Below are 17,390 nucleotides of genomic sequence, written 5' to 3'. Positions count from 1 at the left end.
TGTCACGCCGTCAGGGTCTCGGGACACCCCGGCGCAGACGCGTCACGACGAACGCTCCGCCCGCGGCCGCGGCGAGTCCCACGACCACGCCGAACGCGGTCACCCCGGCGCTCAACCCGTGGGCGTCGCCGAGAAGACCGGCGGTCAGCGGCAGCACCGCGGCCGGGAGATACCCGCCCACGTTCTGCGCGGCATTCGCCTCGGCCAGCCGCTCGCCCGGCACGCTCGCGCTGATCGCCGTCAGGCCTCCGAACTGGCCGAGTCCCTGACCGGCCCCGGCGAGCACAGCCGCAGCGACGAACAGCGGAAGCGAGGCCGCGAGCAACGACCCCACCAGCGCCGCCATGCTCGCTACGGTCGCGACCGCACCGCCGAGCAGAATGGCGCGTACGCCGAACCGTCGTGCCGCGAACTGGATTCCGGTCGCGGCCAGGAACATGGTGAACGCCACCGCCCCGGCGAATACCCGGTCGGCGGCGCCCAGCAGACGCGCCAGCACCGACGGCCCCAGCGACAGGACGAACGACGTCGCGGTGATTCCCGGGCCGAACACCGCGATCCCGAGCAGCACGGCGGTCCGGCCGTCCCGCGCGACCGACGGGATCCGGATCCACGGGCCGCGCCCTCCGGAGCCCGCGGGCAAGGGCAGCCCGGCCAGGACCGCGAACGCCGTGGCGAGCACGGCGATTTCGACGAGGAACACCGCCACCGTGGGGGCGGGCAGCGTTTCGGACAGGACACCGGCCAGCAATGGCCCGCTACCGGCTCCGAGCGCCATCGCGGTCGAGGCGGCCAGCGCGGCGACGCGTTTGCGATCGGGGCCACCCACATCCGTGACCGCCGCCATTCCCGCCGACACCGCCGCGCCCACCGCGAGGCCGGTGAGCAGTCGTGCCAGCGCCAAGAGCAGGACCGACTGCGCGACCGCGAACAGCACGCAGGCCGCCGTCGCGGCCGCCACCGCGGGCAGCAGCACCGGCTTGCGCCCCACCCGGTCCGACATCACGCCGGCGACCAGCAGCGCCGCCAGCAAACCGACGATGTAGCAGGCGAATACCGCGGTCAGCGTTCCGGAGGAGAACCCGATCTCTTCTTGCCACACCACATACAGCGGGGTCGGCGCGTTCGACAACACGAACACCGCGAACACCGGCCACGCCGCGCGCCACACCGAACAGCCGCTCATCCGGCCCACCTGTGCGAGCGGCTCGGTCACCGTCGATGTCATTACCACTCCTTGTTCGACTTTTCTCGTACTAGTACGACAGTGATCGAACTTAGCATCTAGTACGATAGAACTCGTACAAAGCGGCCGAGCGGAAGGAGACTCGATGCCCGGGCCTACCGATATCGCGGAGGCGAGCACCGCGCTGCCCGAGCCGGACCGCGCCGAACTGCGGCTCGACCACGTCCTCGCCGCGCTGAGCGACCCACTGCGCCTGACCATGGTCCGCCGCCTGCTGCTGGACTCTCCGGAGACCGACCGGCCATGCTCCTGGTTCGGCATCGACCGCCCCAAATCCACACTGACCCACCATTTCCGAGTGCTGCGCGAGGCGGGCGTCACCCGGCAGCGGCGCTACGGATTGGAACGCCGCAGCCAGGTCCGCGTCGACGATCTCGAAGCGCGCTTCCCCGGCCTGCTCGACCTGGTCCGCGCCTGGGAACCCGAGGGCTGATTCCGATTTTTGGGGGCAGGCCCCGGCGGTCGGGCCCTGTTACGGTCGGGTATTCATTCCGAGTCCGGATGGCACGGGTCCGCGCGTTCGGACGTCCTCTCATGGAGTCAGCCATGACCTTCGCACCCCGCCGCATCCCCGACGCGACCCTTGTCCACACCGCCGAGACCGCCGCGACCTGGCGAGCGCAGCTGCTCGCCCAGCGAAACGCTTTGCGCGGGGCGAACTTCCGGGACGCCGCCGTCGCCTTGTGCGCGCTGGTGGCCGTGGCCGACGGCTCCACCCCGGCGGCGGACCACGCCACCGTCGCCGAACTGGTCACGACGGACCCGGTCCTGCGCAATTTCCCCGTCGACGACTTGCGCGCCTTGTTCGAGGACAACTGCAATCGGCTCGCGAACGACCCGATTCGCGGCTGCGCGCATGTACTGCGGCAGATCGCCAAAGCGGGAGCCGGGCCCGAGGCGGAAGCGGTGATCCGCACCGGCATCCTGATCGGCAGCGGCGCGGACGCCTGCGGTCCGGCCGCGACCGACGCGCTGCGCGACGCCTGCCGGACGCTGCGCCTGGCCCCGGAGCGCTTCGGCCTCTGAACCTCGGCGCGAACGCTACGATTCGCCTATGCGTTCGATTGATGCCGCCGAGCGGCGTGCGCGGCTGGCGGTGCGGCACCGGCTGTCCGCTCCGGAGCGAATCGGGCGGGTCGCGGATATCGCCCGCTCACTGGTGGCCTTGCATGCGACCGATCCGGCGACCGTCTTCCTCTCCGTCGCGGCCCGCGCCGAGGGGCTGACGCCCGCGGATGTCGAACAGGCGCTCTACGCGGACCGTTCGCTGCTGCGGATGCTCGCCATGCGCCGCACCATGTTCGTCGTGCCGGTGGAATCGGTGCCGATTCTGCAGGCCGCGTGCGCGGATGCGCTGGCGCACAAACAGCGGCGCACCTACGGCAAGTACCTGGAACAGGCGGGCATCGGCGACGGCGACGTGCGCCGGTGGTGGGCCGAAGTCGAGACCGAGACGCACAAGGCGTTGCTCGACCGCGGCGCGGCGACCGGCGCCCAGCTGAGCAAGGACGTCCCGCGGCTGCGCACCCAGGTGAACACCGCGCCGGACAAGGCGTATTCGAAGCCGACGAACATCACCACCTGGGTGCTGGTGACCCTCGGCTGCGAGGGCCGCATCGTGCGCGGCAGGCCGAACGGCGGCTGGACCAGCAGTCAGTACACCTGGGCGCCGATCGAGTCGTGGCTGCCCGGCGGCGTCGCCCCCATGCCCGCCGACGAGGCCAGGGTGGAACTGGTCCGCCGCTGGTTGCGCGCCTTCGGTCCGGCGCCGGTGTCCGACGTCAAGTGGTGGACCGGGTGGACGCTCGGCGAGGTGCGCGCGGCACTGGGCGCCCTGGATCTGGTCGAGGTCGATCTGGACGGCGTGACCGGCGTACTGCTGGCCGACGACGTCGAGCCGGTCGCCGCGCCGGAACCATGGGCGGCGCTGCTACCCGCCCTCGACCCCACTCCGATGGGCTGGCAGGCGCGGGGGTGGTATCTCGGCCCGCACGCGCCGAGCTTGTTCGACCGCAACGGCAACGTGGGACCCACCGTGTGGTGCGACGGGCGGATCGTCGGCGGCTGGGCGCAGCGCAAGGACGGCGAGATCGTCTACCGTCTGCTCGAGGACGTGGGCGCGGACGCCGAAGCGCTCATCGCCGCGCAAGCGCAGCGCGTCGCCGAATGGTTCGGCGAGGTGCGCGCCATTCCCCGTTTCCGGACACCGCTGGAACGCGAACTCACCGCCTGAGCCGAGCACCGGCTAACTCGCGGCACGGAGGTTCGCGGCGTCACCGACGGCGACCGGCCGCACTGGCGCTCTGTTCGTTCGGGCGGGCGCCGGTTCGCCGACCGAGTCGCTGTGGGGGCGTACGGAGTTGAAGGCAGCCGTCTACCTGGCGCCGTAATTGGTCGGGCATCTGACCGGCTGCGTGGAAACTGCGGCCCTCCCGGCGAGAGCAAGCGGATCGAGCAGGCGATCCGCCGCTATTGCCTGGTGTTCGGGCGCACCTGCGCCGGATTCTTCGCGCGCAGCCTCGCCGATGTCGCCGGCGCGGCGATCCGCGGGCTCCGACCGCGGGAAACTCTCACGACAAGCGCCGGTCCAGTCCCCTGCACATCAACGTCGCCCCGAAGGCAGGAGGACCGGCGCCGTTGACCGGCTGATGCTCCGCTGGTTCGAGCGGCTCGCCGAAACCGGCGCGCCGGACTGCCACCTGCAGAGACTGGTCGAAACGACCGTGCAGTACGGCTTTTCGAACGCATCGGCTTCGCTACTCACGGCCCAGAGCCTCTGGCCCCGGCCTGCGCTACCAGAGCGAGCGGGTGCATCAGCGCACGATGGTGCGCGACAGCTGAGGGGCCCACTCCGGGTTGACTCAGCAGGCTGAGCGGGAGCCATCAGAGAAAGGTATCGCTCCACTCGGACGCATGAATGAGAGCGCGGCAGGCACGTGGTCGATCGAACTCAGGGTAATCTGACGGCATGCTCACCAAACTGGAGATTCGAGGCTTCAAGAACCTCCTCGATGTTCAGGTGGACTTCGGCCCGTTCACGTGTATCGCAGGCGCTAACGGGATGGGAAAGTCCAATGTCTTCGACGCCATCGAGTTCCTCTCCTATTTGGCCACCGACCCTCTTGTCGAGGCTTCGCAGCGGGTTCGGGGAGCATCCGGGATGCGCGGTGGCGATCCGCGGGATCTGTTCTGGGACGGCTACCGCGACCATGAAAGGCGTATTTGGTTTGCCGCAGAGATGATCGTCCCTGCCGAGGTCGAGGATGACCTCGGTGCGCCCGCGAAGGCAACTACAACTTTCCTTCGATACGAGCTGGAACTAGGATATTCGGCTCCCGAGGGAGAAAGCAGTGTGGGCAGGCTGATTCTGCACCGCGAGGAACTCCGGCATATCAATCGAGGCGACGCCCCGAAACATCTGCGATTTCCACATACTGCAAAAGGCTTCCGAAGCACTGTCGTGCAGGGGCAGCGGCGAGGGGGCGCATTCCTCTCGACCGAGGAACGCGAAAACGGAACAGTGATCAACGTGCACGGCGATGGGGGAAGTTTCGGCAAGCCACAACCGAGGGGAGCGGCACGAGCTGGCAGAACTGTGCTCAGCACAGTAACGACGAATGACTACCCGACCATATTGGCGGCCCGCCGGGAGATGCAGAGTTGGCATCGACTCGCCCTCGAACCTTCCGCACTGCGGGCTCCCGATGGGTTCGCAGATCCTCGAGTGATGGAAACGAACGGTCGTCATCTCGCGGCCACGCTCTATCGGATTGCCAATGAGGCGACCAACGGCTCCATGAGCCCAGACCCGGAAGCCGTCTATGCTCAGGTCGCAGATCGGCTCTCGGACCTCTCCGGCGTCAGCGTGGAGAGCGTCAAGGTCGAACCCGACCAGGTGCGCGAGGTCTTTACGCTGTTCTTGCGGGAGCGCAATGGTATGCGACTTCCTGCTCGCGCACTATCGGAGGGAACCCTGCGTTTTCTTGCCCTCTGCGTTCTTCTCGAAGACCCGACTTTCACCGGGCTGATTTGTATGGAGGAGCCGGAGAATGGAATTCATCCGGCCAATCTACCGGCGATGGTTCAGCTCGTGCGAGATCTCGCAGTCGATCCACATTCGCCACCGGGCCCCGGAAACCCCTTCCGCCAGGTCATAATCAATACCCATGCGCCCGGCGTTGTCCAACTGTGCGATCCTGCCGATTTGTTACTCGCTGAGACCCGCCCCCGCCGCGGGCCAGACGGCACCGTCACTACGGCGTTGTCGCTGCTGCCGTTTCGAGAATCCTGGCGCTCGACTGTCGGCAAAGCTTCGTTCGCCGAAGCAGACGTCGTTGCGTATCTTGCCGCGCCGGTGGGAGCGCAACTCCGCTTGCCGATGGACATGGCCGGATGACCGCAAGGATATTCTCCGGGCTGTTCGTATGTGAAGGTACGTCAGATCTTCCACTCGCGGAAATTGTCGAGACACTTTTCATCGATCGCGACGTGGAGGTACGACTGAGCAAGCCGGATTATGCACTGCTCGGCAAAGTCCCCAAAGACGTAGCTTCTCGAGTGGGCGCAGGATTACGCTTGCTAGGTGGTCCTGTAGACCTCGTCGTCGTTCATCGGGATGCCGACAACGCCGGCCCGGACGAACGCCGCAATGAGATCGAGAGTGCTGTCCGCTCGGTGAGCGATTCCGTGCGGGCCATGCCAGTGATCCCCGTGCGCATGACCGAGGCGTGGCTGCTGCTCGACGAGGGCGCTATCCGGCGCGTCGCCGGTAACCCGCGTGGTAGAACAAATCTGAATCTGCCGTCTATCCGGAAGATCGAATCTGTACCCGATCCCAAGCAGTTGCTCCAGCAGTGCATCATAACTGCAGCAGATTGCACTGGACGTCGCCGAGAACAAGTCGCGAAAAGATTCAGTGAACACCGACGTCAGCTACTCCGCAGCATCGATTGTTCCGGCCCGATCACGCAGTTGCCGAGTTGGCAGCAGTTGGTGAAGGATATCGAGTCTGCCGCCGCAGAACTCGGATCGCGCGACGGCAGAAGCAGTTCTGACGCACTCTGGTAGATCAGCACCTCAATCGCACGCGGCGTCGGCGCATTCCGAACGCCAGAATGCCTACATGTCCAGCCCGAGGTCGAGCACCCGGACCGAGTGGGTGAGGGCGCCCACGGCCAGGTAGTCGACACCGGTGCGGGCGTAGTCGGCTGCGACGTCCAGGCTCAAGCCTCCGGAGGATTCCAGTTTCGTTTGCGGAGACGCGGCGTTGCGGCGCTGCACCGCCGCCTGGGTCTGCCACAGCGGGAAGTTGTCCAGCAGGACCAGTTCCACGTTCTCGGCCAGGACGGCGTCGAGTTGCTCGAGGCTGTCCACCTCCACCTCGCAGGCGATGTCCGGGGCTGCGGCGCGGACCGCGCGCAGCGCCTCGACCACCGACCCGGCGGCGACCACGTGGTTGTCCTTGATCAACGCGGCGTCACCGAGACCCATGCGGTGGTTGACCCCGCCGCCCACGCGCACGGCGTACTTCTGCAGCCCGCGCAGCCCGGGCAGCGTCTTGCGGCTGTCCCGGATCCGGCAGTGGGTGCCCGCGACGGCATCCACCCAGGCGGCGGTCGCCGTGGCGATGCCGGACAGATGGCACACGAGATTGAGCATCGTGCGCTCCGCGGTGAGCAGTCCGCGCGTCGGGGCGATCAGGGTGAGCACGGACTGTCCCGGCGACACGCGGGTGCCGTCGGCGACCCGACCGGTGACCTCGTAGCCGCCCGCGCCGATCACCTCGTCGAGCACCAGCAACCCGGCGTCGAGCCCGGCCACGGTCCCCGGTTCCCGCGACACGACCGACGCCTTGATCACCGCGTCCGCGGGCACGGTGGCCGCAGTCGTGACGTCCGGTCCGTAGCGGAGATCCTCGTCCAGCGCGGCGCGAATGACGCGCAGCACCTCGTCGCGATCCAGGGCGGCGTCCAGAGCCATCGGAGTGTTCCTTCCTCGCCGAGCGGACAGCGGTCCTACCTGAATTCCGCTCGGCGGCTGTGATCAGGGAATGGGTGCGTACTCGGGGACGCCGTCGCCGTTCAGCCGGATCGGCAGGCTGCGCCGGAGTCCTGGCACGGCATCGGCGTGATCCGACCGGGTGTGACAGCCGCGGCTCTCGGTACGGGCGAGTGCGGACAGCAACAGCGTGCGGGCCGTGAGGGTGAGCGCGGCGTCCTCGATCCCGGCGATCGGGTGTGCTGCGGCGGTGCGCGTGTCGCGGCGGGTGACCACGTCGTCGAGCCGCTTGAGCGCTTCGGCGAGACCCGCGCGGTCGCGGACCACCGAGGCGTGCGTGGTCATCAGGCCCTGCACCACAGCGCGGTCGGCGTATTCGGCGAAGCGCGAGGGGATCTCGCCTACCCCGGCGCGCTCGCCGAGCCGTTCGGCGGCGGCGGCCCCGGCGCGCTCGCCGACCACCAATCCCTCCAGCAAGCTGTTGGACGCCAACCGGTTGGCCCCGTGCAGACCGGTGCGCGCGACCTCGCCGGCCGCGTACAGGCCGGGAACTCCGGTGCGGCCGTGCGTGTCGGTGACCACACCCCCGCACTGGTAGTGCGCGGCAGGTGCGACCGGGATGAGGTCGGTGCGCGGATCGATGCCCGCCGCCAGACAGGAGGCGGTGATCGTCGGAAACCGTTGCGGGAAGCCGTCGATCGAACGCGCGTCCAGGTAGACGTGCTCGGCGCCGAGCGCCCGCATGCGCGCGGCGATGGCGCGCGAGACGACATCACGGGGCGCGAGGTCGCCGCGCGGATGCACGCCCGCGGTCACCGGATCGCCTTCGGTGTCGACCAGCCTCGCCCCTTCACCGCGCACCGCTTCGCTGATCAGCGGTCTGCGCCCCAGTCCACCCGGGGTGTACAGCACGGTCGGGTGGAACTGCACGAACTCGAGATCGGCGACGGTCGCCCCGGCCCACAGCCCGAGCGCGACGCCGTCCGCGGTGGCGCCCGGCGGATTGGTGCTCAGCGCGTACAAATGCCCGAGCCCGCCGGTGGCCAGCAGCACGGCGGGCGCGTGCACGACCCCGAAACCCTTGTCCGACACCGCTATGACGCCCCGTACGCCGCCCGGTCCGGTGACGATGTCGGCGACCGCCGCGCCGAACAGCACCGGCAGCCCGGCCTCGTTCAGCGCTCGCTGCACCTCCGCGCCCGTGGCGTCGCCCCCGGCGTGGATGATGCGGCGGGTGCTGTGCCCGCCCTCACGGGTCCGCGAGATCTGGCCGTCGCGGCCGAGGTCGAACACCGCGCCCAGATCGGTCAGCGCCGCCACGGCGGCCTGCCCGCCCGCGACGATGGAGCGCACGGCGTCCACGTCGCACAGCCCGGCCCCGGCCTCCACCGTGTCGTGCACGTGCGATTCGACCGAGTCACCGTGCGGCGCCACGACGGCGATGCCGCCCTGGGCGTACTGGGTGGACGTGTCCGCCGGGCCGCCCTTGCTGAGCGTGAGCACCCGCAAGCCACGCAGTGACGCGGTGCGCGCCGCGGTCAGTCCCGCGACGCCGCCGCCGATCACGACCAGATCGGCCTCGGCCTCCCAGTCGATCGAAAGCCGGGTTGTCATCGGCCCGCGCCTCTCTGTCTTCCGATCCGTGCACGCTCTCCGGCGCGGGCGCCGCGATCAGCGCGTTCCGCCGCAGAGCGACCCACCGCCACGAGGGCAGCGGTCGGACTCATTCACCGCCGCCGGGATTGCCGATCGCGATCATCCGCTGCACCGAGTTACGCCCCAGCGCGGCGGTTTCCGGATCGACGTGCACCTCGTCACGGCCTTCGACCAGGCAGCGCAGCAGCGCCGCCGGGGTGATCATCTTCATGTACTTGCACGACGCCCGGTCGTTCACGGCCTGGAAATCGATGCCGGGGGCGGCCTTGCGCAGCTGATGCAGCATGCCCACCTCGGTGGCCACCAGCACCTGATTCGACTTCGCCGCCTTGGCCGCGTCGATCATGCCTCCGGTGGACAGGATGTGCACCCGCTCGGCAGGGAAGGCTCCCTCGCCCGCCAGGTACAGCGCCGAGGTGGCGCAGCCGCATTCGGGGTGCACGAACAGCTCCGCGTCCGGATGGGTGCGCGCCTGCTCGGTCAGTTCGTCGCCGTTGATGCCCGCGTGCACGTGGCACTCACCCGCCCAGATGTGCATGTTCGCGCGGCCGGTGACCCGCTTGACGTGCGCGCCGAGGAACTGGTCGGGCAGGAACAGCACCTCGCGGTCCGGGTCGATCGAGGCGACCACGTCCACCGCGTTGGACGAGGTGCAGCAGATGTCGGTGAGGGCCTTGACCTCGGCCGTGGTGTTCACGTAGGACACGACCACCGCGTTCGGGTGCTCGGCCTTCCAGGCGCGCAGTTCCTCGGCCGTGATCGAATCCGCGAGCGAACATCCCGCGCGCTGATCCGGGATGAGCACGGTCTTGGCCGGGCTGAGAATCTTCGCGGTCTCGGCCATGAAATGCACGCCGCAGAACACGATCGTGTCCTCGGGCGCCTCGGCCGCGATCCGCGACAGCGCCAGCGAGTCGCCGACGTGGTCGGCCACGTCCTGGATCTCCGGCAGCTGGTAGTTGTGCGCCAGGATCGTCGCGTTGCGCTCCCTGGCCAGTCGCGCGACCTCCTGCGCCCACTCCGGCCCAGCCTCGACACCCTCGAACCCGGAGGGCCCGTCGAACACCTGCCCCATCAGCGGGGGCGCCAGTTTCGCACCCGTCGTCGCCATGGATGGCTCCCTTCCTCGTGCGCTCGGCTGCGCGCCGATTCGCACCAAACCAGGTTTTCGACTTACAATCGAAAACGTGGCCCATAGTAGCACCATCCACGAATCGCTCACCGCGGTGTTCCAGGTTCGTCGCTTCCCTCGGAACATCGCCGCAGGTCACGACGCTGCGGACCGCGCGGAGAGCATGCTGCGACGCTGTCCGCCCGATCAGCGGACCGAACTCGCGGTGCTGCTGTGGGAACGGGCGCTCGATCCGCAGAAGGGCACCTGGTCGCTACCCGGCGGCCGGCTGCGCGACGACGAGGACCTCGACGCCTCCGCGCGCCGCCAGCTCGCCGAGAAGGTCGACGTGCGCGAGCTGAGCCATCTGGAACAGCTCTCGGTGTTCAGCGCTCCCGACCGGGTGCCGAGCCCCCGTCGCATCGCCTCGGCCTACCTCGGCCTCGTCCCGCTGACCGCCGACCCCCGCCTGCCCTCGGACACCGCGTGGCACCCGGTCTCGGCGCTGCCGGACATGTCTTTCGACCACCGCACGGTGGTCGACCACGCCCGCACCCGCCTGGCCGCGAAACTGTCCTATACCAACATCGCCTTCGCCCTCGCGCCGGACCGGTTCACCATGTCCACCTTGCGCGAGATCTACTGCGCGGCACTCGGTTACGACGTGGACCCGACGAACCTCCAGCGCGTCCTGTCCCGCCGCAAGGTGATCACGCCCACCGGCGCCACCGCCGCCCCCGGCCGCGCGGGCGGCCGCCCCGCCGCGGTCTACCGCTTCACCGACTCCGGCCTGCGCGTAACGGACGAATTCGCCGCCCTGCGCCCACCCGGGGCCTCCTGACCGACGGCGCCCTCCGCGGAGCACGATCCGCACTCGCACGGCTCTCGTGAACGGCCTTGCGGCGTGCTGCGAGCACTCGCGCCAAGGGGCTTCGGGTCAATAGCCGGTGGCCGCTTTCCGGTGCTTGTCCTGCCGTCGATACTGCCGCTTGCTCCGTACCGGGCGCGCGGCGTTGCTGCGGCGCAAGGCATCTCGCCGTCGCCAAGCCGCGAGATCCGCGCGCTCCTGCACGACCGGAGGCGTCTGTGCCACCGGTCGATCTGCTCGATTCATGGCTCCGCCTCCTTTCGACGCGCTCGCGGGTGCCACCGGCCGCCTACGCTATCCCCACCATCGATCCCGCCTCCACTTGTTTTCGCCGCGGGACGAACCATCACCCGGCGGCTCCCTCCACGTCGGGCCGGATACAGCCGTAGGCCTCGCTCGCGATTCCGGTGCCGTAGGTGCGCCGCAGTCCAGATCACGGCCGGGGCCCGCCGACCGCCCCGATGCCGCTGGACCGAGCGAGTCGGCCGCCCTCACGGCCGGATCCGGCGTATTACACCGCGGGATCGGCGATGACCGTTCGTGTCGGTTAGCTCACAAACCGGGCCGCGCGGTGTCGCGATGCACCGGTTCGTGGCAGTCTCGACTGTTGAGACCGGGTTATCGAAGTGATTCGCTCGGCTCATCTACAGAAAAGAATGAAGTAAAGCAATGGCTCAAGGCAGTGTGAAGTGGTTTAACAGCGAAAAGGGCTTCGGCTTCATCGCGCAAGACGGCGGCGGCGCCGACGTCTTCGTTCATTACTCCGCCGTGTCCGGCTCGGGATTCAAGTCCCTTGAAGAGGGGCAGCGCGTGGAGTTCGAGATCGGCCAAGGACAGAAGGGCCCGCAGGCTCAGGACGTCCGCACGATCTGATCGACGTAGTCAGGTAGGAGCCCCGCACCGTACAGGTGCGGGGCTTTTGCGTCTGACCGGCCCGGATTTCGGCGTGACCGGTCAGGCGGTCTTCATCTGCGGGTCCGGGGGCGGGGCTTCGATCCGTTGCGTCACCCGGGATGCGGCCCAGAAGGCCAGTTCCACCAACCAGAACAGCAGCAGGAAGACCGTCACCACAGTCACGGGGACGCCCAGGAAGAACACCGAAGGGACCGCGACGACGACGAACCGGGCGGTCACGTCCTGTTCCTTCCGCGCACGCTCCGTCCCACACCCGCGTGGTACGAAAAGCCTTCTGCCGTCGCGGCTGCCCGGCCGGATGACGCGTCAGTACCGCGGTCGGTATTCGGGGACCGAATACCCTTCCGCGGCAGGCTCGTAGCCACGATAGGGCAGGTTTTCCCCACTCGCAGCCTCAGCATGGGGCGGGAAGGAGCCGAAGGGTTCCGCCTCGTCCCCGGTGGTGCGTCGGCCGCTGCCGAGGTCCTCCGACGTGCTGAGCGCGGCGAGGAACAGCATCACCAACGACGCGAAAAGCGGCTGCACGATCAGCGCGAGCGCACTGCCCAGTTCGATCGGCAACGTGACGATCTGGCCGACCGGCGGATCGCTCGGGTGCGGATGCGACCAGGCGGCGATCTGCTCCCCCACGTTCGCCATCACCACCGCGCCCGCGCCGCAGCCGATCAACAGGCCGAGCTGCAGCAGCGGCCCGCGTGCCGAACGCCACCGCCACGCGGCGAGCGCGCAGAGCAGCCCGAGCACCGCTCCCGCCAGCACGAACAACGCCAGCGCGTCGAATTGATGGGTGCTTTCCCCGGTCAGCGCGACCCCCCGGCCCGGTTCCACCACGAGCAGCCGCTCGGTCGGCGCCGCGAAACCCCATCCGACGCCGGCGAGCGCACTGACCGCCACCACGGCGACGGCGGCCACCGCCGCCGCGCGCACCTCGCTGCGCAACGACGACGCCACTAGCGGCGTTCCGATTCGGCCGATTCGATGACGCCGTGCCGGGAGCACTCGGCCCACCAGCCGTCCGGGCTCACCTGCACGATCATGCGGCGACCGCACTGTTCGCAGAAACGCGGCGGCTCCAGGCCCAGCGCGGCGGCGGCCGGAATCGCGTCGTCGAGTCCCGGCACTATTCGCTTGCCGGTGAACGGGTTGTAGCGCTCGTCCATGGTCTTGACAGTACTCATGCTCGCCTGCCTCATCGTCGCAACCGAGCCGGTCAGAGTGTTTCGTTGAGCGCCTTGATCGGCATCTTCAGCTCGCCGAGCAAGTCCAGATCCTGTTCGGCGGGGCGGCCGAGGGTGGTCAGGTAGTTGCCGACGATGACGGCGTTGATGCCGCCCAGGATGCCCTGCTTGGCGCCCAGATCACCCAGAGTGATCTCGCGGCCGCCCGCGAAGCGCAGCATGGTGCGGGGCAGCGCGAGCCGGAACGCGGCGACGGCGCGCAGCGCGTCGGACGCGGGCAGCACCTCCAGGTCGCCGAACGGGGTGCCCGGCCGCGGGTTGAGGAAGTTCAGCGGCACCTCGTCGGGCTCGAGTTCGGCCAGGTTCGCGGCGAACTCCGCGCGCTGCTCCAGCGTCTCGCCCATGCCGAGGATGCCGCCGCAGCAGACCTCCATGCCCGCTTCGCGGACCATGCGCAGGGTGTCCCAGCGCTCCTCCCAGGTGTGCGTGGTGACCACATTCGGGAAGTGGGAGCGCGAGGTCTCCAGGTTGTGGTTGTAGCGGTGCACGCCCATGGCGGCCAGCTGGTCGACCTGCTCCTGGGTGAGCATGCCCAGCGAACAGGCGACCTGGATGTCGACCTCGTTGCGGATCGCCTCTACGCCCGCGGCCACCTGAGCCATCAGGCGCTCGTCGGGACCGCGGACGGCGGCCACGATGCAGAACTCGGTGGCGCCGGTCTTGGCGGTCTGCTTGGCGGCCTCCACCAGGCTGGGGATGTCCAGCCACGCGGCGCGCACCGGCGACTGGAACAGGCCCGACTGCGAGCAGAAATGGCAGTCCTCCGGGCAGCCGCCGGTCTTGAGGCTGATGATGCCCTCTACCTCGACCTCGGGGCCGCACCACTTCATGCGCACCTCGTGGGCGAGAGCGAGCAGTTCCTCCAACTGGTCGTCGCTCGAGCGCAGCACCTCGAGGGTCTGCTCCTGGTTCAGCCCTTCCCCGCGCTCGAGCACCTGCTCGCGGGCGATCGACAGAATGCGCGACGTCCCGACCTGCTTCGGTCCTGGCGCAGTGGTGTCTACAGGTGCCTGGGTCACTGCCACGAATCCCTTCGTCCGGCCGAGGTGGCCGTGCAACTTGAACGGTGTTCAGGCTAGGGTAGCGGTAGGAGTGAGTCAAAGCACGACGGGAAGGGCATCGAGTGCAACTGCACCGGGCGGACGTGGTCGACGGAGCCATCGCGATTCTGGACCGATACGGCCTGGCCGACCTGACCATGCGCAGATTGGCCGGTTCCCTCCAGGTCCAGCCGGGCGCGCTGTATTGGCACTTCCCCAACAAGCAGGCGCTGCTCGGCGCGGTCGCGGACAAGATCCTCGCGCCGATGGAGGACCCGATCGAGGCCGAGGAATGGTCGGGACAGATCACCGAATTGGCCCACCGGCTGCGCAACTGCCTGCTGGCCTACCGCGACGGCGCCGAATTGGTCTCGGCGACATACGCTTCCCGGCTCACCACGAGCAAGGGGCGGGAACGTCTGGTGAGCGCCGCGATCCGGGCGGGCATGCCCCGCCAGGAGGCCGAACTCGCGGCGTTCACACTGCTCTACTACGTCCTCGGCGAGACCGTGGACGAACAGTCGCGGATGCAGATGGACTCGGTGGGCGCCCTGCCCGAGGGCGCGTCGCCGCTGGAGGAAACCATCGACGCCACAGCCCGTTTCGACTTCGGTCTGCAACTGTTCGTCGCGGGTGTGCGGCACCTGCTCGGAACCAGCGTCCGCTGACATCGAGCGGGTGACGGTTCCGGACTCGGGGCAGCGGCAGATCGGACGCGCCGAGCGTCAGCGCAAATGCGTGTTCAGGAACGCCAACGCGTCCGGAAGCGACGCCAGGAACGCACCGCTGTGGTCCTTGCCGGGGTATTGCCGAACCGTCACTCGTATTTCGGTGTTCAACCCCTGCAGGGTCTTCCCGTAGTCCTCGGTGCCGGTGGGAGGCACATCGATGTCCGCGGTGCCGTAGCCGATCATGAGATCACTGGTGAAGCGGTCTTCGGGATATCCCGCCAGAGCCGCGATATCCGCGGCGAAGGTGGGCGTCGGCCGGTCGGGGTCGGCGAAAAGTGCCGCCGGTCGGCGGCCCTCGGCCCGCGCGACGAGATTCGAAAGGCACTCGGTCGCGGCCTTTTCCACATACTCCTTGCCGAAGTCGGAGAGGTAAGGGAGCACGCTTCCTGGCTTCAGCTCCTCCAGGGAGGCCAAATAGTAGGCCGTATACGCGATCTGGTTCTTGGAACCGGTCGAGTCCGGCCGGATCATCTGGGGCAAGCTCTTGCTCGGATCGGTGCGCAAACCGGTGGCTACCACTCCGCTCAACCCCTCGGCGGAACTGCCTTTCTCGGTGTACAAACCGGCCGCGCTCATCGCCGCGTGCGCCCCTTCCGACTGGCCGACCACAACCCATTCGCGCGACAGCGGCACCGGAGTCGTACGCAGCGCCGCGACCGCGTCCAAGATCGACATCCCCTCGACGTTCGCGTTGTAGTAGCTGAACTGCCCACCGGTGCCGAGCCCCTGATAATCGGGAGCCAGCACCGCGTACCCGTTCTCCAGAATCCGATCGAAATAGGTGGAATTCCGCTCCGACTGCGGGCGGCGCGACGGCGCGCAGCCGTCCCCGATACCCGCGGTTCCGTGCGCCCACACCACCAGTGGCCATCCGCCCTGCGGCGGCAGGCCCGGGGGCAGATACAGCGCACCGGACGCCTGCGCGGGCGCGCCGTGCTGATCGGTCGTGGTGTAGACGATCCCGAGCGACACCGCGGCCTTGCCGAACGTCCACGCGGGATCGAGCAGTTCGATCGCGCTCAGTCGCCCGGCCGCCGGGCTTTGCGCCGTCGCCGGCGCCATCCCGAGCGTGACCGCGAAGCACAGGCTGATCGAGGCGGCGACGAGACCGGATCGCCGAAGCAACGAGAGGGACATGCCGCAGCACCCTACCGACGGCCGCCGGTGATCACTCCCCAGCGACACGTGCCAACAGTGGCGATCCGGTATCCCGCTGCGGCCAGGCGTCTATCCGGTCTCGGCGGACCGCTGTCGCCGCGCGGACGGCACCACCACGCCGGGAAACCAGCGGTGCATGGTGTACGCGCCCGCCGCGGCGGTCAGCGCGAGGGCGATGGCCGCGCCGCCGAGTACGGTGAGGGCGCTGATCGCGCCGACCGCCACCGGCCCGGCGAACATGCCGATGTCGTGGGTGAGCCGCCACGCGCCGAGGAATTCCGCGCGTTGCCCGTCCGGCGCGACGTCCGCGCCGACCGTCATGATCAGCCCGTTGCTCGTCCCGTTGGCCAGCCCGAGCAGGACGGCGGCACAGCCCAGACCGAGCACCGACGAGGTGCACGGCAGCACGCCGAAACCGGCGGCGAACAGGATCATCGACGGCACGCCGGTCGCCCGCCTGCCGTAGCGATCCAGCCACACCCCGGCCGGGTAGGACATGAGCACGTCCACCGCGCCCGCCACGCCGAACACCAGACTGGTGGTCGACGCGCTCAGCCCGATGTGCGCCGCCCACAGCGGCAGCAGGGCCAGCCGCGCCGCCCGTGCCGCGCCGACCAGCAACGCGGCCAGTCCGAGCGTGCCGAGGACTCGCCGGTGTTCGACCACGACCGCGCTCAGTGCGCGGCGCGCGCCTTCCCCGCTCGATCCCCCGGGTGAGCGGATCGCCGCCATGGCCGCGCCGGAGATCACCGTGGTGATCAACTGCAACCACAGCGCGCCGTTCGGGCCGAGCGAGTGCACCACGGCCGCACCGAGGAACGGTCCGCAGAAGAAACCCAAGCGCATCGAACCCGCCAGCGTCGACATCGCGCGACCGAGGTCGTGCGCGGGCACCACCGCCACGAGATAGGACTGGCGAGCCAGCCCCCACACCGCGCCCGCCGCGCCGTTGAGCAGCATCCCCAGCGCGAGGATCCCGACGTTCGGCGCGACGATCGCCGCGAGCACCCCGGCCGCACCGAGCACCGAGCCGACCGCCAGCGCGCCGCGTTCGCCGATGGTCGCGACGACCCGCCCCGCGGGCAGGTCGGTGAGCACCATCCCCAACCCGGACAGCGCGACGATGATCCCGGCCAGTCCGGCCGACGCGCCCAGGTCCAGCGCGCGCAGCGCGTACATCGGCGCCGCCGCGCCGGACCCGATGCCGTACACCACCATCGGCACGAACACCGTCCAGATCAGCGAGCGCAACCGCACCCGGTCGGCGACCTCGCCGGCCACCGCGTGTCGCTCACTCATCGCGCCGCCGATCGAGGCCGCCCGCCGAGCCCCACTTGATCGCACACCACCCGAAATCGGTGTCCGGTCGGGACACATCCGCCGCACGACGTACGCCGATCACTTCGGGATCCGGCTCATCGCGGGCACGA

At 69.0% G+C, this 17,390-nt stretch carries 19 protein-coding genes; 8 read left to right on the top strand and 11 right to left on the bottom strand.

Annotated features, from left to right (window positions below; all coding sequences use genetic code 11):
* Positions 1–10: 10 nt before the first annotated feature.
* Complete coding sequence (locus NNI01S_RS23920) at positions 11–1,228, bottom strand: MFS transporter (protein ID WP_218019252.1); 1,218 nt, start codon at positions 1,226–1,228, stop codon at positions 11–13.
* A 103-nt stretch (positions 1,229–1,331) separates the two neighbouring features.
* On the opposite strand from NNI01S_RS23920, the gene NNI01S_RS23915 reads away from it, so the two are divergent.
* The 5 genes from NNI01S_RS23915 (at position 1,332) to NNI01S_RS33795 (ending at position 6,313) form a co-directional block, all read left to right on the top strand.
* Positions 1,332–1,679, top strand: coding sequence for an ArsR/SmtB family transcription factor (locus NNI01S_RS23915; protein ID WP_063022382.1), 348 nt, complete (start codon positions 1,332–1,334; stop codon positions 1,677–1,679).
* Between the two features lie 113 nt (positions 1,680–1,792).
* Positions 1,793–2,272, top strand: a complete 480-nt coding sequence (locus NNI01S_RS23910; RefSeq protein ID WP_063022381.1) for a TerB family tellurite resistance protein — start codon at positions 1,793–1,795, stop codon at positions 2,270–2,272.
* 28 nt (positions 2,273–2,300) lie between these two features.
* Positions 2,301–3,479 (top strand): winged helix DNA-binding domain-containing protein, encoded by a 1,179-nt coding sequence (locus tag NNI01S_RS23905; protein ID WP_063022380.1) that lies wholly within the window; start codon positions 2,301–2,303, stop codon positions 3,477–3,479.
* A gap of 735 nt (positions 3,480–4,214) precedes the next feature.
* Entirely contained in the window at positions 4,215–5,642 is a 1,428-nt protein-coding gene (locus NNI01S_RS23900; protein ID WP_063022379.1) for an AAA family ATPase, read from the top strand.
* Positions 5,639–6,313, top strand: coding sequence for a DUF4276 family protein (locus NNI01S_RS33795; protein ID WP_157114942.1), 675 nt, complete (start codon positions 5,639–5,641; stop codon positions 6,311–6,313). The genes NNI01S_RS23900 and NNI01S_RS33795 overlap by 4 nt, the downstream gene beginning before the upstream one ends.
* Positions 6,314–6,364: 51 nt before the next feature.
* Here NNI01S_RS33795 and nadC read toward each other — a convergent pair whose 3' ends face one another.
* From nadC to nadA, 3 genes are all read right to left on the bottom strand, one after another.
* A complete protein-coding gene (gene nadC / locus NNI01S_RS23890) occupies positions 6,365–7,225 on the bottom strand; it encodes a carboxylating nicotinate-nucleotide diphosphorylase (RefSeq protein WP_063022377.1) in 861 nt (286 codons plus the stop codon).
* Between the two features lie 63 nt (positions 7,226–7,288).
* A complete protein-coding gene (locus tag NNI01S_RS23885) occupies positions 7,289–8,857 on the bottom strand; it encodes an L-aspartate oxidase (RefSeq protein WP_063022376.1) in 1,569 nt (522 codons plus the stop codon).
* A 109-nt stretch (positions 8,858–8,966) separates the two neighbouring features.
* Positions 8,967–10,010 (bottom strand): quinolinate synthase NadA, encoded by a 1,044-nt coding sequence (gene nadA, locus NNI01S_RS23880; protein WP_063022375.1) that lies wholly within the window; start codon positions 10,008–10,010, stop codon positions 8,967–8,969.
* A gap of 184 nt (positions 10,011–10,194) precedes the next feature.
* Between nadA and NNI01S_RS23875 the strand changes: the two genes are divergently transcribed.
* On the top strand, positions 10,195–10,851 hold the full coding sequence (locus NNI01S_RS23875) for an NUDIX hydrolase (RefSeq protein WP_174554486.1): 657 nt from the start codon (positions 10,195–10,197) through the stop codon (positions 10,849–10,851).
* A 96-nt stretch (positions 10,852–10,947) separates the two neighbouring features.
* Here NNI01S_RS23875 and NNI01S_RS35460 read toward each other — a convergent pair whose 3' ends face one another.
* The gene (locus tag NNI01S_RS35460; RefSeq protein ID WP_169813010.1) at positions 10,948–11,124 is read right to left on the bottom strand and encodes a hypothetical protein; all 177 of its coding nucleotides are present in this window, start codon (positions 11,122–11,124) and stop codon (positions 10,948–10,950) included.
* Between the two features lie 423 nt (positions 11,125–11,547).
* On the opposite strand from NNI01S_RS35460, the gene NNI01S_RS23870 reads away from it, so the two are divergent.
* Positions 11,548–11,751 (top strand): cold-shock protein, encoded by a 204-nt coding sequence (locus NNI01S_RS23870; RefSeq protein WP_063022373.1) that lies wholly within the window; start codon positions 11,548–11,550, stop codon positions 11,749–11,751.
* Positions 11,752–11,832: 81 nt separating this feature from the next.
* On the opposite strand, the gene NNI01S_RS23865 is transcribed toward NNI01S_RS23870, so the two are convergent.
* From NNI01S_RS23865 to bioB, 4 genes are all read right to left on the bottom strand, one after another.
* Positions 11,833–12,012, bottom strand: a complete 180-nt coding sequence (locus NNI01S_RS23865; RefSeq protein WP_063022372.1) for a hypothetical protein — start codon at positions 12,010–12,012, stop codon at positions 11,833–11,835.
* An 87-nt stretch (positions 12,013–12,099) separates the two neighbouring features.
* The gene (locus NNI01S_RS23860; RefSeq protein ID WP_063022371.1) at positions 12,100–12,744 is read right to left on the bottom strand and encodes a DUF2567 domain-containing protein; all 645 of its coding nucleotides are present in this window, start codon (positions 12,742–12,744) and stop codon (positions 12,100–12,102) included.
* A complete protein-coding gene (bsaP, locus tag NNI01S_RS23855; protein WP_063022370.1) occupies positions 12,744–12,971 on the bottom strand; it encodes a biotin synthase auxiliary protein BsaP in 228 nt (75 codons plus the stop codon). The genes NNI01S_RS23860 and bsaP overlap by 1 nt, the downstream gene beginning before the upstream one ends.
* 32 nt (positions 12,972–13,003) lie before the next feature.
* The gene (gene bioB, locus NNI01S_RS23850; protein WP_063022369.1) at positions 13,004–14,050 is read right to left on the bottom strand and encodes a biotin synthase BioB; all 1,047 of its coding nucleotides are present in this window, start codon (positions 14,048–14,050) and stop codon (positions 13,004–13,006) included.
* 104 nt (positions 14,051–14,154) lie between these two features.
* Between bioB and NNI01S_RS23845 the strand changes: the two genes are divergently transcribed.
* Positions 14,155–14,739, top strand: a complete 585-nt coding sequence (locus NNI01S_RS23845; protein ID WP_063022368.1) for a TetR/AcrR family transcriptional regulator C-terminal domain-containing protein — start codon at positions 14,155–14,157, stop codon at positions 14,737–14,739.
* Positions 14,740–14,796: 57 nt separating this feature from the next.
* On the opposite strand, the gene NNI01S_RS23840 is transcribed toward NNI01S_RS23845, so the two are convergent.
* Together NNI01S_RS23840 and NNI01S_RS23835 are read right to left on the bottom strand one after the other, a co-directional pair.
* Positions 14,797–15,939: an alpha/beta hydrolase family protein gene (locus tag NNI01S_RS23840; protein WP_063022367.1), complete on the bottom strand. Its 1,143-nt coding sequence runs from the start codon at positions 15,937–15,939 to the stop codon at positions 14,797–14,799.
* 90 nt (positions 15,940–16,029) lie between these two features.
* Positions 16,030–17,259, bottom strand: a complete 1,230-nt coding sequence (locus tag NNI01S_RS23835; protein WP_063022366.1) for an MFS transporter — start codon at positions 17,257–17,259, stop codon at positions 16,030–16,032.
* Positions 17,260–17,390: the final 131 nt, after the last annotated feature.

It is taken from the genome of Nocardia niwae NBRC 108934 = DSM 45340, assembly GCF_001613465.1.
Taxonomy (GTDB): Bacteria; Actinomycetota; Actinomycetes; order Mycobacteriales; family Mycobacteriaceae; genus Nocardia; species Nocardia niwae.
This window is presented reverse-complemented; position numbering and strand designations above follow the sequence as displayed.